The organism is Pseudomonas sp. 008, from assembly GCF_016861935.1.
In the GTDB taxonomy this organism is placed as follows: domain Bacteria; phylum Pseudomonadota; class Gammaproteobacteria; order Pseudomonadales; family Pseudomonadaceae; genus Aquipseudomonas.
This window is the reverse complement of sequence record NZ_BOMA01000003.1, coordinates 202,425-214,687: the sequence shown is the minus strand read 5'-3', so window position 1 is coordinate 214,687 and position 12,263 is coordinate 202,425. Positions and strand designations below refer to the sequence as shown.

The following is a 12,263-nucleotide window of genomic DNA, read 5'->3' as shown; positions in this document are numbered from 1 at the left end:
GCCATGATAAAGCTTTATCGGCAGGGCGGCGAAGGGCGTTTGCTCGCAGACCGAGTCGCTGCCATCGCGAGGATTATTTGGTCAGCCCATACAACTCGCAATACTCAAGCCAGTTCATGCCGGCCATCTCTGCAACTTCCTTGTGCACTTCCATGCGTTGGGCCTGATATTCCTCGGGCGTGGCGGTGGTCAGTTGCAGTGTCAGCTCCCAGGCAAACAAACCCAGGCGCTCGGCCTCGGCTTCGAACGCTTCATGCAAGCGTTCGTCGCGGTACTGCGCCATCGTCTCGCCTTTGGCCTGGGCGAGCAGGGGATTGAGATTGTCGAGCTCAAGACGCAGCTCAGGGCGTTCATCGAGAAACTTCCTCAGCGCCTGTTCGTGTTGCTGTTCGGTTGCCGCCATGGTCACTCCTTGAGGGGATTACGAAGACTGCTTTTTGCTCGCTTTGGCAGCCGCAGCCAGACACTCAAGGGCAAACTGCTCGGTGTAGGTCATCTGGATCGGCGTGGTTTCGCCTTTGACGGTTCTTTCGCCGTCGAGAATGTAACGAATCCGCTTGTCGGTGACGCCAATTCGCTTGGCGATCCAGGCCGGCGTCTGGCCGATCTGGCTGATCAGTTTGTCGGCGTAGTCGGTGGAGGGTTTGTAGAACTCGGCGTTGGGTGTCATGGCTTTCCTGAAAAATGGGTGATGCGAGGCTATCGGCGCGACAGGGTGCGCGAATCGTTGCGCGGTGTCGCGGTATAAATGAAGTAAAGCAGAACGATACGCCGCGCCGCGGTGGTACAGTCCGCTTTTTCCTTATGAGCGAACGCAATGCGAATTCTGATGGTGGCGCTGGCCGCAACCTTGCTGGCGGGCTGCGCCGGATCGGCGATGAACGACGCCCGCACCAAAACCCCGTACAAAACCCTGACCTCGGACAAACCGGAAAAGGTCGTCGCCCAGTGCGTGCAGTTTGCCTGGCAGGACGAGGCGGTGTTCGGCGTCGATGCCGGTGCGTATTTGCAGCCGGGCAAGAAGGGCGGCTCGACGGTCTACACCCGTTCGGCCGAGTCTTTCGTGGACGTGACCACCGACGCCTCGGGTACAGCATTGAGCTACTACGCGCAGCACGACGATTTTGTCGCCAAGCGCCGATTGGCGGCGTTGGCGACCTGTTTGTAAGCAAGATCGAAGATCCAGAAAAGATCGCAGCCTCGTTTCACTCGACAGAGTGAAACGAGGCTGCGATCTTTTGAAGGCAACACAAAAACCGAAGCTTACAAATCCATCAAACGCTTCTGAAAAAAGAAGCGCTTGTGGCCCGGCGGATAATCGGCAATGTGCCCCAACTCGCTGTAGCCGTGCTTCTTGTAAAACTCCGGCGCCTGGAAGTCGAAGGTGTCCAGCCAGATCCCCACGCATTTCTTTTCCCGCGCCAGGTCTTCGGCCATCTGCATCAGTTTCGAGCCCATCCCTTGTCCCCGGGCCAGCTCCGGCACCGACAACAACTCAATGAAAAACCATTGGTAAAACACCCGGCCATAAAGCCCGCCGAGAATCTCGTCGCTGTCATTGCGTACCAGCAAAGCAATCTGCTCCGACACCGTGGCCCCGGCCTTTGCGGCGTTGTAGGCGCGCAGTGGTGTGAGGATTGCTTCGCGCTCCTCCGCAGTGGCATTTTTCGACAATTCGATTCGCAGAGTCATAGGCAACACATCCTTATGGCAGTGAACACGGAGCCTATCCCGGTTGCGGCGATTGTTCTATCCCCCCGAAGCCCAAGGAACCCCCGGGGCTCCGGGAATGTCTAGCGTGAACAGCATCGTTGTTGAAAGCAGTCATTGAGGGCAGCCCGTGAACATTTTTGAAGCCTTGCGCGAAAGCCACGACCGTCAGCGCCGCTATGCCGATGCAGTGATTCAAGCCAGTGGCGACACCCCGGAACGGGTCGAGGCTTACAAACGGCTCAAATCCGAGCTTCAGGCCCACGCAACCGCTGAAGAACGCCATTTCTACATCCCGCTGATGGAGTTCGACAACGGCGTGGATCTTGGCCGCCACGCTATCTCCGAACACCACGAAATGGACGAGATGATGGAAACGCTGGATGCCACCGAAATGTCCAGTCCGTCCTGGTTGGCAACGGCGAAAAAACTCTCGGAGAAGGTCCATCACCACCTCAAAGAGGAGGAGCAGAAGTTCTTTCAGATGGCCGGCAAGTTACTCGACGACCAACAGAAAGAAACCCTCGCCGGGGAGTATCAGAAAGAATACAAGGCGCAACTTTCCTGAGGATGAAAGCTCCGCAATGCGGTTCACTCAAGAGAGTCTTGAGTCAGTAAGAACTTGTGGCGAGGGAGCCAACACACCTTGCCGGCAAGGTGAAATGATTTGAACCCAATGCGCTCCTTGTAGAGAATCGCCATCTTTGCCTCGAAAGGATGCGCGCAATGAAGTTCGAAGGGACTTTCCAATACATGGGCACTCACGGGATCGTCTTCAACGTCTCGCAGATCACCCTCACCGACAGCGAGCGCGGACGCCTGCGCGAGCTGCATTTTGGCGAGGCGAAAAGCGCCCACTATGAGGTCAACAGCAAGGTTGTCGAGGTGTACGACAAGATGCAGGCCAAGAGCCTGCCGTGCGTGATGATGATCGGCATCTCCAAGCCGCTGACCCGGCAACACGGCGATGCCCTCAATGCCCAACGCACCAAGGTCGCCAACCTGGCCGCCTCCGCCTTCGGTGGCGCTGCCGGTACTGTGGGCGGTTTAGCCGGACCTGCAGGCAGTGTCACCGCAGGTACTGTTGTAACTGCGGGTGTGCGCTCGTACGTCAATGACGCTCTGCCCACCTACCATGCTGGCGACGTAATCGTCAGCATCCAGGCGCAGGTCAATGGTGGGATTGGCCCACAGCGCTCTTCCGAATCCCTGATCATCAAGACCTGAGTGGGGCTGCACATGTCCGAAATTACCCAGACGGTCATCGTCGTGGCGCTGGCCTTTCTACTTGATCGGTTTCTTAAGCCGTACCCGCTGCGCAAGTGGCTAGGGGTGACGCTGGTGGTGGCAGGCGCAATCGGCTGCGTTGCAGTGAGCCAGACCCAGTTGCTGGGCTTTGACTTGGGATTGATGTCGGTCCTTGCCGTGCCGGTGGGCGCGGGGCTGTTCGTGACCAGGCGGCGGTTCGAGCAGATTGGCTGAAGGTCAGGAAGGTGTGTTGACCGGACGGATACCTTGCTCCCGCTTGAGTGCGTAGCGCTCACAAAAATCGCAATGGTTGTCAGATTTTTGGGGCCGCTACGCAGCCCAGCGGGAGCAAGCTCCCTCGCCACAGGTTTCTCCGGCTCAAGGTTCTCTTGAGTGCACAGCATTACGACAGTCGCCGGTTTTTTCTGTTTTCGCCTAACATGGACGCTTTCTGACGAACATAAGGATGGATTGTCATGTCGAACACAGCCGAGCGGGTCAACATCATCGAGTCCCAGGTGCTGTCCCACGACTGGTATCTGCTGAAGAAAATCACGTTTGATTACTTGCGCAACAACGGCGACTGGCAGCGCCAGACCCGCGAGGTTTATGACCGTGGTAACGGTGCAGCGATCCTGCTGTTCAACCGCGAGAAGAAAACCGTCGTGCTGACCCGCCAGTTCCGGTTGCCGGTGTTCGTCAACGGCCATGATGGCTTGTTGATTGAAGTCGCGGCGGGGCTGCTGGAAGGTGCCGCGCCTGAAGAGCGCATTCGCGCCGAAGCCGAAGAAGAAACCGGCTATCGCGTCCACCATGTGCAGAAGGTGTTCGAGTCCTACATGAGCCCCGGTTCGGTCACGGAGAAACTGCATTTCTTTATTGCCGAGTACGATGCCTCTTCGAAAGTCAGCGAGGGCGGTGGGCTGGAAGACGAAACTGAAGAACTGGAAGTGTTGGAGTGGAAGTTCGACGACGCCCTCGAGGCGTTTTATCGCGGGGAAATTTGCGATGCCAAGACCATCATGCTGCTGCAGTACGCGGCGATGAAGAATATCTTCGCAGCGGTTTGAGATCACCTGTGACAGTGTCTGGATCGAGAGAGCGTTCAGGCACAATGGTCGAGCGTTTCGGCACAGTAATCAGCCTTTGCTCTCTCTAGACTCGTGCTTCACGCCAAGACACCGATGAGGTCACGATGAACATCCGAATTATCCTATCCGCATTGTCCATGGGCGTCGTGCTCACCGGGCACGCTGCCGACTTCTCGTTGACCAGCCAGGATATTGCTGAAAATCACCCGCTGACCAGTCGCGAGGTGTTCCAGGGCTTCGGTTGCGAAGGGGGCAATACGTCTCCGCAACTGTCCTGGTCCAACGCCCCGGCGGGCACTAAAAGTTACGCAATCACGGTCTATGACCCTGATGCGCCGACTGGCAGCGGCTGGTGGCATTGGACGGTGGTCAACTTACCGGCTTCAACCAAAAGTTTGCCAAGCGGGGTCGGTTCGAACCTGCCTGCCGGTGCCGTACAAGGACGAACCGATTATGGCCAACCGGGATTTGGCGGAGCGTGCCCTCCTGTGGGGGATAAGCCCCATCGCTATCAATTCACCGTATGGGCGTTGAAAGTCGATAAGCTGCCACTCGACAGCCAGGCCAGCGGAGCCTTGGTGGGCTATATGCTCAATGCCAACGCCTTGGCCAAAGCGACCATCACTTCAACTTACGGACGTTAAGAACGATGCGCCCTTGTGACGGCATCCAGCACCGGGAAAACATTATCGATGCGTGTGTCATACGGGCGCGGCAGCCTCATACCTTGCAACGGGTGCCGATATTCGCGACTGCCTTGTGTCGAGTGCGACAGGGGGAAAAGCTGTTGCAATGGGATGACCGGGAGATGCGCGCAGGGCCGCAACATCTGATTCTGTTGCCGGCCGGGCGTGAGTTTGGTATCTCGAACTTCCCCGGTCTTCACGGTCACTACATCGCTGATGTCGTGACCTTTCCCGGTTCGACACTGCGCAACTTCAGCAGCCGATATGGCCGGCAGATCATGAATGGTCACCGTGCCCCGAAGACAGATCTGTGTGTGCCTCTGGACAGGCATACGACGCAGGCATGGGAGCAGTTATTGGCCGCCATCAATGCGAACGCGCCGGATGCATTACGCACCCACTATGGGGAAGCGGTTCTGCTCTGCCTGGGCCTCAACGGCCAGGCCGGACCGCTGCTGATGGATCGCAATGATCCACTGTGCGAGCGTGTGCAGCAGTTGGTGATGGGCAGCCCTGAGAGCGACTGGACGGTTGCGAGCGTCGCTCAACACCTGAATCTCGGTGAGTCGACTTTGCGTCGCCAACTGGCCAATGAGGGGAGCAGCTTCAGGAATATTCTGGAAAGCGTTCGACTGGCGACCGCGTTGCAATGGTTGCAAACCACTTCCCGGCCCATCGGTGAAATTGCCGGTGCCAGCGGTTACGCCTCGGCCTCGCGGTTTGCCGTGCGCTTTCGCTCACATTACGGCCTGTCGCCACGGGAATTGCGGGCGGCGATTTAGATATTCCTGTGGCCTCGCTCCTACAGGATTTTTGTCGCGGCCAAAAAACGGCCTTGATCAGGCCGTTTTTTTGCGGGCGTTGAACAAGGGGATCACGGCATTTCCGGCAATTCCTGCGGCCGCAAATCAAACACCAGTACCTCGGCATCCACGCCATTGCTCAAGGTCAGCACCTGTTCTTCGCGAACCCGTACGCCGTCGCCTTCCTGCAGCTGCAGGCCGTTCAGCTCGACACTGCCCCGCGCCACATGCACATAAGCATAGCGATCGGCGGCCAGTTCCAGTGTGGCGCTTTCCTTGCCGTCGATCAGGCCGGCATACACCCGCGCATCCTGCCGGACTTTCAATGAACCCTTGGCCCCATCCGGGGAGATGATCAACTGCAAGCGGCCGCGTTTTTTCTGCGTGCTGAAATGCTCTTGCTGATAACGCGGTTTGGCGCCGCTGACGTCAGGCACGATCCAGATTTGCAGGAAGTGCACCGGGCGTGTCGATGAGTGGTTGTATTCACTGTGTGCCACGCCACTGCCGGCGCTCATCAGTTGCACATCGCCAGGGCGGATCACCGAACCCGTGCCTAAAGTGTCCTTGTGTTCCAGCGCGCCTTCGAGCACGTAGGAGAAAATCTCCATGTCGCGGTGAGGGTGCTGGCCAAAGCCTTTGCCGGCGGCTACGCGGTCGTCGTTGATCACCAACAGGTCGGAAAAACCCTGTTCCCGCGGGTTGCGGTAGTTGGCAAAGGAAAAGGTATGGAACGACTTCAACCAACCGTGATTGGCCGCGCCGCGATCCGAAGCTTTGCGAAGGGTCAGCATGATGAAATCTCCTGTCAGGACGTGAATTCGTCCGAGTGAGGAGAAGGTTAATGTTTACCTGAAAGTGCAGTAAGTAGATGGAAATTGAAATACTGTCTCGCACAGGTTGACAGTTGTGTGAACGGGTTCATGTATGCTTGTTGTTACATGTGGCCATAATGTGGGGCGCCAGACCTGTGGGCGGCGCAATGGTATTGAACAGTTCTCTATTAGTGACCTTGAACCCATGAAAACCGTGGCAATGGTGTTGTTCCCAGACTTTCTCCTGCTCGACATGGCCGGCCCCATGGAAGTGTTTTCCATCGCCAATCGTTATCTGCAACCGGCGGACCGATACGAGCTGTTGACCATCGGCACCGTGCAGGGCGCATTGCGGGCCTCCAACGGCGTGAGCGTACTGGCGGATCTGCACATCGATCAGGCGAACAGGCACTATGACCTGTTGCTGGTGCCAGGCGGGCCGGGGGCCTACAACGAAAAGTATCCGCCGCTGCTCGACTGGCTTCGGGGAGCCATCAGCCGTGCTGACCGATACGGGTCGATCTGCACCGGCGCGTTCGTGCTCGGGCATGCCGGATTGCTGGACGGCTTTCGCGTGACCACTCACTGGCATTACACCGAACGACTGATCAAAGGCTTCCCCAAGGCTATCGTCGAGACCGATCAGATTTTCGTGCAGGACCGCAACCTCATCACTTCCGGCGGTGTCACCGCCGGTATCGACCTGGCGCTGGCGGTGGTTGCCCAGGACCACGGCAAGAAAGTCGCCCAGGACGTCGCCAAAGTGCTGCTGGTAGTGATGAAACGCCAGGGCGGGCAGGCGCAGTTCAGTCCGTTGATGGCCGCGGTGGGCCCCCAGGAAACGCCGGTCACCCGGGTGCAGAACCATGTGCTCGAACACCTCGACGAAGCGTTCGGTATCGAGCGTATGGCCAGTCTGGTGAACATGAGTGCGCGGCACTTCGCCAGGGTTTTCACCCGGGAAGTGAACATGACGCCGATGGAGTTTCTGCAAAGCGCGCGCATCGATCACGCCAGGAATCTGTTGGAAACCAGCGAGCTGCCGCTCAAGACCGTGGCCTATAAAAGTGGCTTCGGCAGCGTGCGGCACATGCGATTTCTATTCAGTGAAAAGCTCGGCCTGACCCCCACCCAGTATCGCGAGCAGTTCAGTTAACGCGCTGTTGTCCGTCGTGCGCACCGCGATGACCGTGACGCTCCTCCCATGGCCGTTGTACCGTCACCCATGCCTGCCAAGATACCCGTGAACTCTTTTTTGGGAGGTGCGGGGCCTGGATGGGCGGGATCGAGGGAGCTTGCAGTTCCTTGAGCCGAGCCAGGTTTTCAGCATATGAACGTGCATGAACAACCTCAGAGAGATAAACAGTGACACGGTGCTGCGGTTCGGGCCCTACGCATTCCACTTGCATCAGCGGTTGATCCTGGACGGTGATCGGCCGCTGCGCATGGGCGGGCGAGCCCTGGACATTTTGCAGGTGCTGGTTGAGCACGCTGGTGCGGTGGTCAGCAAAGAGGCGCTGATTGCCCACGTATGGCCGACCTCGGTGGTCGAGGAAATCAACTTGCGCGTCCACATTGCCGCCCTGCGTCGAGCGCTCGGCGATGGGCCGAACGGGCAGCCTTATATCGTTAATATTCCCCAGCGCGGTTATAGCTTCATCGCCCCGGTGCAGCACGATCGGGCGGGCACGCCGGTGCTGGTCGAAACCGTGCACAAGCCTCAACACAACTTGCCTGCGCGGCTCACACCGGTGACCGGTCGTGACTCGATCGTCGGCAGCGTGGTCCGGCAGTTGCCGGTTCGACGCTTCATGACCCTGATCGGCCCTGCGGGCATCGGCAAGACCACCGTGGCGTTGCGCGTGGCCGAGCTGCTGTTGCAGCACTATCGGGATGGTGTCTGGATGGTTGACCTGTCGGCCATCGATGACCCATCGCAGCTTGTCGATCATCTGTCGCGCACCCTGGAACTAGACGTTGGCGCAAACGCGTTGGCGCAACGGCATGCCTTGGTGGTGCTCGACAACTGCGAACACCTGCTCGAACGTTGCAGGACAGTGGTGGACGATCTGTTGGCCTCGGCGCCTCGATTGTCGATCCTCGCCACCAGTCGCGAACCGCTGCGAGCAGCGGGGGAAACGCTGCTGCGGTTACCCGCCCTGACGGTGCCGCCAGTCTCGGCGATTTATAGCGTGGACGAGGCCATGGGGTATTCAGCGGTGCAGCTGTTAGTCAGCCGCGCCCGAGCCCGTCAGCTAGGGTTTGCCCTGCGCCAACAGGATCTCAATGCTGTGCGTGAAATCTGTCGTCGGCTGGATGGCTTGCCCCTGGCCATTGAGCTGGCGGCGGCGCAGATCGATGCATTGGCGCTGGTAGGGTTGCAAGCGCAACTGGGCAACTGTTTTCAGCTGTTGAGCCAAGGTCGACGCACCGCCGTGCCACGGCATCAGAATCTCAAAGCCGCACTGGATTGGAGCTATGAACGGCTAAGCCCGTTGGAACAGATCGTGTTGCAGCGGCTGGCGGTGTTCAAGATGGCGTTCACCCTGGACGCGGCGATTGGCGTGCTCAGTGGCGCGATGTTGCTGCCCGCAAGCCTGGTCAACGTGGTGGAGAGTCTGGCGAATAAATCGCTGCTGTCGGTCGAGCAGGGCAACGGCGTAACGCGCTACCGTTTCCTCAATACCACTCGCACCTACGCCCTGGAGAAACTCGAAAACAGCGGTTACTTGCGTGCCTTCGAACTGCGTTATGAGCGCTACATCAGCCGGGCCCACTGGACATCAGTCGGACAGGTGGTGCTGCAACTCGTCGAGTAACCGCCGGACTTTTATCAGGTCCGGTGTGGCGAAGCCTTCGGTGAAGCGCTGGTAAATCGGCGCCAGCAGCTCATGGGCTTGCCGGAAGTGGCCCTGACGCTGCCACAGCTGGGCCAGCGAAGTCGCACTGCGCAGCTCCCAGGCCAGCGCTCCCTGAGTTTTTGCCACGGCTAAAGCCTTGAGCAGCACCGCCTCGGCCGCGTCAGCACTGCTCGGGCAATCCTCTGCCAGTAACGCGTCGGCCCGGGCCCGCAGAATCTCTGCCGTGCTCCAGCCCGCCGCGCCGTTTTCGGCCCGCTCCAGCAACGCATCATCGATGAAACGGCTGCCCAGAGTGACCATGATTTCCTTGACCAACCCGGTGTCCGGTCGCGGGGATGAGGGCGCATCAGTTTCGTCGATCACCTGCGCGTAGTGTTTGGCCCAAGTGTAGAACAGCAACACCGAGTGTTTCTTCGACTGCTCAAGCAGCAAGGCCAGGAGCTCGCGGGCGACCGGCGTGTTGCCGTTGTAGTGGGCGATCAGGCAACCGGACAGCGCCAGGGTGTAGCAGATGGACGTGCCATGATTGATTTGCATCGCGATGTCGAGCGCCTGTCTTGCGGTATGCCAGGCTTTTTCCGGGAGCCCTTGCAGCCAGAGAATGCGCGCCAGAATCGTAAGGGTCGCCACGCTCTGGTCGTATTGCACACCAAAACCATGGGTGAAACGGTTGAGTTGGCCGCTCTGGGCCAGGCGTTGAATGACCTGTTCGGCATTCTCCCGCGCCAGTGCCTGATCCCCGGCAAAATGCAGGGCCAGGACCCGCAAACGTTGGGTGCTGAGGGCCGTCACCGCGTCGTCGTGCGGCCTCAACCGCTCGAATTGTCGGCTCTGCTCCAGAGCCAGTTGGTAGTGGCCGCAGCTGAGATCAACCGCCAGGTGCCCGGAAATCGCTTTGAGCTGACCGGCCACATCATTGCAGTGTTCGGCCAGGTGTTTGGCGCTGACGAAGGCTTCGACGGCTTCGGCGCTACTGCCCTGGGTGTGGTAGCAGGAACTGCCGAGGGCAAGCTTGAGGTTCATGGTCAAGCGCGGGCAGGGCTGATGCGTCGTTTCGAGCAACGCCAGGGCTTTGCGCACGTACGCGCCGTATTCCTTGAGCAGCGACAGCTCTTGCCAGAGCGGTGCCGAGGTCGCGGCGAGACGGATGGCCAAGGCCTGCGGCCCTTGAGCGTTCAAGCCCCAATCCAGGACTGCACGAATGTCGTCCAGGCTGCGGGCGTAACGCTCGGTCCAGCGCGAGCTCTGGGTGTGTTCCCAATCACTCTGCGCCTGCTGCATCAAGGCCAGGCAGCATTCGGCGTGGCGCTCTCGGGTGTCCGCCAGCTCTTGGGCCTGGTCGAGCTTTTCCAGCGCATAGCCACGCGTGGTGTCGAGCAGACGGTAGAACACTTCTTCGTCGCCGACTTCCACGTTCAGCAATGACTTGGCCACCAATTGGGTAATCGAGGCAAGTACCACGTCGGGCTCGATGTACTGGCCGACAATCACGGCAGCCGCCGATTCCAGGGTAAAAGCGCCCCGGAATATCCCCAGTCGGCGCAGGCACGTTTGCTCGCAGGCATTGAGCAGTTCGAAGCTCCAGTCCAGAGTCGCGCGCAGGGTCTGATGGCGGCCCATGGTGGTCGGGCAGCCTTGGGCGAGCAGGCGAAAGCTGTCTTGCAGTTGCGACAGCAAGCCGCTCAAACCCAGGTTGCCAACCTGCGCCGCTGCCAGTTCGATCGCCAACGGGATGCCGTCCAGACGTCGGCAGATTTCAATCGCCAGCGGTAGGTCGGCTTCGCTCAGTTCGAAGCTGTCGTGGCTGGCCATCGCCCGCTCGACAAACAATTGCAGCGCCGAAAACGTCAGGGCCTGAGCTCGGTCGAGCACGGCGATGGGCGGTGGGCAGTCCAGCGATTCCAGGCGCTGTACGTATTCGCCTTCGGCCCGCAGGCTTTCGCGACTGGTGGCCAGAATGTGCACTTGGGGCGCCGCGCGCAGGATGCTTTCGCTGAGCAACGCAATGGCATCGATCAGGTGTTCGCAGTTGTCGATGACCAGCAGCATCTGTCGTTCGCGCAAGCATGTGGCGAGCCCGTTCATGGGGTCGGCGTCATGCAACGGCAAGCCCAGCGCTGTCGCCAGGTGCGCGCCGATCATCAAAGGGCAGTTGATCGGTGCCAGGTCCACCAGGCGAATGCCGTCTCGATAGCGACCGATCAGTTGCTCGGCGACGCGCAGCGCCACGGTCGTCTTGCCGATCCCGCCGGGGCCCACGAGGGTGATGAAACGTTGCTGTGAGAGTTGCGCCAGCAGTCTGTCGACCAGGGCCTGACGGCCGATCATGCGAGTCCGGCGCACCGGCAGGTTATGGCCGCCCGGTTCATTGGCGTCGTTTTGGGGATGTTGTTCGATGGACTCCAGGGAAAACGGCGCGACAAAACTGTAGCCGCGCTGGGCGACGGTGACGATGTAACGCTGGCCGGCCTGACCGTCACCGAGGGCTTTGCGCAGTGCCGCCATGTGCACGCGCAGGTTGGTGTCTTCCACTACGCTTTTGGGCCAGACCCGCGCGATCAGTTGCTGCTTGCTCACCACCTGGCCTGCGTGCTCCAGCAACATCAACAGAATGTCCATGGCTTGCCTGCCCAGGCGCAGGGGCTGGTCGGCCTCCATCACCAGGCGTTGGCCAGGGTAGATCCGGTAGGGGCCGAAATGGATGGCCTGTTCGGGGGTAAGGGTCAACGGGTCACTCCTGCTTGCATCCGTCTATCGCGCGGTATCCAGGCATATTCCTAAGGTTTTTTCGGTAGCGCAACGTGGCGTCATACATCTCGGCAGCAGGTGCAACGGCTGCGGCCTTGCCGTCGGTGCCCGGCGGCCCCGTATTTATTGGACTCAGCGCTGGTGAACGGCACGCCGGGGCCATGGGTGTACGGCAGAAAATTAACAACGTTTAACTCGTACCGATCCGGTCTACGCTCAAAAATCCATTTCTTCAAGTAGCCGAAGGTATCGGCCTTTTTGCAACAGAAAGTGCAACAAAAAGCGTGCCGCAAAAAGGACG

14 protein-coding genes are annotated in these 12,263 nt (G+C 59.5%); 9 read left to right on the top strand and 5 right to left on the bottom strand.

Annotated elements, in window-relative coordinates:
* Positions 1 to 73: 73 nt before the first annotated feature.
* Together JUI81_RS08255 and JUI81_RS08250 are read right to left on the bottom strand one after the other, a co-directional pair.
* Positions 74 to 403 (bottom strand): DUF6388 family protein, encoded by a 330-nt coding sequence (locus JUI81_RS08255; protein WP_019648485.1) that lies wholly within the window; start codon positions 401 to 403, stop codon positions 74 to 76.
* Between the two features lie 18 nt (positions 404 to 421).
* Positions 422 to 670 carry a hypothetical protein gene (locus tag JUI81_RS08250; protein ID WP_007941139.1) on the bottom strand — a complete coding sequence of 83 codons (249 nt, stop codon included), beginning with the start codon at positions 668 to 670 and terminating at the stop codon, positions 422 to 424.
* Positions 671 to 817: 147 nt separating this feature from the next.
* Between JUI81_RS08250 and JUI81_RS08245 the strand changes: the two genes are divergently transcribed.
* Complete coding sequence (locus tag JUI81_RS08245; RefSeq protein WP_007904889.1) at positions 818 to 1,168, top strand: hypothetical protein; 351 nt, start codon at positions 818 to 820, stop codon at positions 1,166 to 1,168.
* A 95-nt stretch (positions 1,169 to 1,263) separates the two neighbouring features.
* Here the strand turns inward: JUI81_RS08245 and JUI81_RS08240 are convergent, their stop codons facing one another.
* On the bottom strand, positions 1,264 to 1,692 hold the full coding sequence (locus JUI81_RS08240) for an N-acetyltransferase (protein ID WP_019580097.1): 429 nt from the start codon (positions 1,690 to 1,692) through the stop codon (positions 1,264 to 1,266).
* 148 nt (positions 1,693 to 1,840) lie between these two features.
* Between JUI81_RS08240 and JUI81_RS08235 the strand changes: the two genes are divergently transcribed.
* The 6 genes from JUI81_RS08235 (at position 1,841) to JUI81_RS08210 (ending at position 5,517) form a co-directional block, all read left to right on the top strand.
* On the top strand, positions 1,841 to 2,278 hold the full coding sequence (locus JUI81_RS08235) for a hemerythrin domain-containing protein (protein ID WP_204124081.1): 438 nt from the start codon (positions 1,841 to 1,843) through the stop codon (positions 2,276 to 2,278).
* Between the two features lie 158 nt (positions 2,279 to 2,436).
* Entirely contained in the window at positions 2,437 to 2,937 is a 501-nt protein-coding gene (locus JUI81_RS08230; protein ID WP_204124080.1) for a hypothetical protein, read from the top strand.
* A gap of 12 nt (positions 2,938 to 2,949) precedes the next feature.
* The gene (locus JUI81_RS08225) at positions 2,950 to 3,192 is read left to right on the top strand and encodes a hypothetical protein (protein WP_019580101.1); all 243 of its coding nucleotides are present in this window, start codon (positions 2,950 to 2,952) and stop codon (positions 3,190 to 3,192) included.
* Positions 3,193 to 3,434: 242 nt separating this feature from the next.
* Entirely contained in the window at positions 3,435 to 4,028 is a 594-nt protein-coding gene (locus tag JUI81_RS08220) for an NUDIX domain-containing protein (protein ID WP_028941284.1), read from the top strand.
* Positions 4,029 to 4,153: 125 nt separating this feature from the next.
* Entirely contained in the window at positions 4,154 to 4,693 is a 540-nt protein-coding gene (locus JUI81_RS08215; protein WP_204124079.1) for a kinase inhibitor, read from the top strand.
* Between the two features lie 5 nt (positions 4,694 to 4,698).
* Positions 4,699 to 5,517, top strand: a complete 819-nt coding sequence (locus JUI81_RS08210; protein ID WP_204124078.1) for a helix-turn-helix transcriptional regulator — start codon at positions 4,699 to 4,701, stop codon at positions 5,515 to 5,517.
* A 92-nt stretch (positions 5,518 to 5,609) separates the two neighbouring features.
* On the opposite strand, the gene JUI81_RS08205 is transcribed toward JUI81_RS08210, so the two are convergent.
* Complete coding sequence (locus tag JUI81_RS08205) at positions 5,610 to 6,332, bottom strand: pirin family protein (protein WP_204124077.1); 723 nt, start codon at positions 6,330 to 6,332, stop codon at positions 5,610 to 5,612.
* Positions 6,333 to 6,558: 226 nt separating this feature from the next.
* On the opposite strand from JUI81_RS08205, the gene JUI81_RS08200 reads away from it, so the two are divergent.
* Complete coding sequence (locus JUI81_RS08200) at positions 6,559 to 7,509, top strand: GlxA family transcriptional regulator (RefSeq protein WP_204124076.1); 951 nt, start codon at positions 6,559 to 6,561, stop codon at positions 7,507 to 7,509.
* A 184-nt stretch (positions 7,510 to 7,693) separates the two neighbouring features.
* Complete coding sequence (locus tag JUI81_RS08195; RefSeq protein ID WP_204124075.1) at positions 7,694 to 9,172, top strand: winged helix-turn-helix domain-containing protein; 1,479 nt, start codon at positions 7,694 to 7,696, stop codon at positions 9,170 to 9,172.
* On the opposite strand, the gene JUI81_RS08190 is transcribed toward JUI81_RS08195, so the two are convergent.
* A complete protein-coding gene (locus JUI81_RS08190) occupies positions 9,137 to 11,941 on the bottom strand; it encodes a winged helix-turn-helix domain-containing protein (RefSeq protein WP_204124074.1) in 2,805 nt (934 codons plus the stop codon). The two genes, JUI81_RS08195 and JUI81_RS08190, sit on opposite strands and share 36 nt — an antisense overlap.
* Positions 11,942 to 12,263: the final 322 nt, after the last annotated feature.

Bases quoted from the DNA above. Each gene is read 5' to 3' on its own strand.
- JUI81_RS08210 (WP_204124078.1), top strand. From the start codon at position 4,699: ATGCGCCCTTGTGACGGCATCCAGCACCGGGAAAACATTATCGATGCG.
- JUI81_RS08225 (WP_019580101.1), top strand. From the start codon at position 2,950: ATGTCCGAAATTACCCAGACGGTCATCGTCGTGGCGCTGGCCTTTCTA.
- JUI81_RS08215 (WP_204124079.1), top strand. From the start codon at position 4,154: ATGAACATCCGAATTATCCTATCCGCATTGTCCATGGGCGTCGTGCTC.
- JUI81_RS08200 (WP_204124076.1), top strand. From the start codon at position 6,559: ATGAAAACCGTGGCAATGGTGTTGTTCCCAGACTTTCTCCTGCTCGAC.
- JUI81_RS08245 (WP_007904889.1), top strand. From the start codon at position 818: ATGCGAATTCTGATGGTGGCGCTGGCCGCAACCTTGCTGGCGGGCTGC.
- JUI81_RS08255 (WP_019648485.1), bottom strand. From the start codon at position 403: ATGGCGGCAACCGAACAGCAACACGAACAGGCGCTGAGGAAGTTTCTC.
- JUI81_RS08240 (WP_019580097.1), bottom strand. From the start codon at position 1,692: ATGACTCTGCGAATCGAATTGTCGAAAAATGCCACTGCGGAGGAGCGC.
- JUI81_RS08230 (WP_204124080.1), top strand. From the start codon at position 2,437: ATGAAGTTCGAAGGGACTTTCCAATACATGGGCACTCACGGGATCGTC.
- JUI81_RS08250 (WP_007941139.1), bottom strand. From the start codon at position 670: ATGACACCCAACGCCGAGTTCTACAAACCCTCCACCGACTACGCCGAC.
- JUI81_RS08220 (WP_028941284.1), top strand. From the start codon at position 3,435: ATGTCGAACACAGCCGAGCGGGTCAACATCATCGAGTCCCAGGTGCTG.
- JUI81_RS08205 (WP_204124077.1), bottom strand. From the start codon at position 6,332: ATGCTGACCCTTCGCAAAGCTTCGGATCGCGGCGCGGCCAATCACGGT.
- JUI81_RS08195 (WP_204124075.1), top strand. From the start codon at position 7,694: ATGAACAACCTCAGAGAGATAAACAGTGACACGGTGCTGCGGTTCGGG.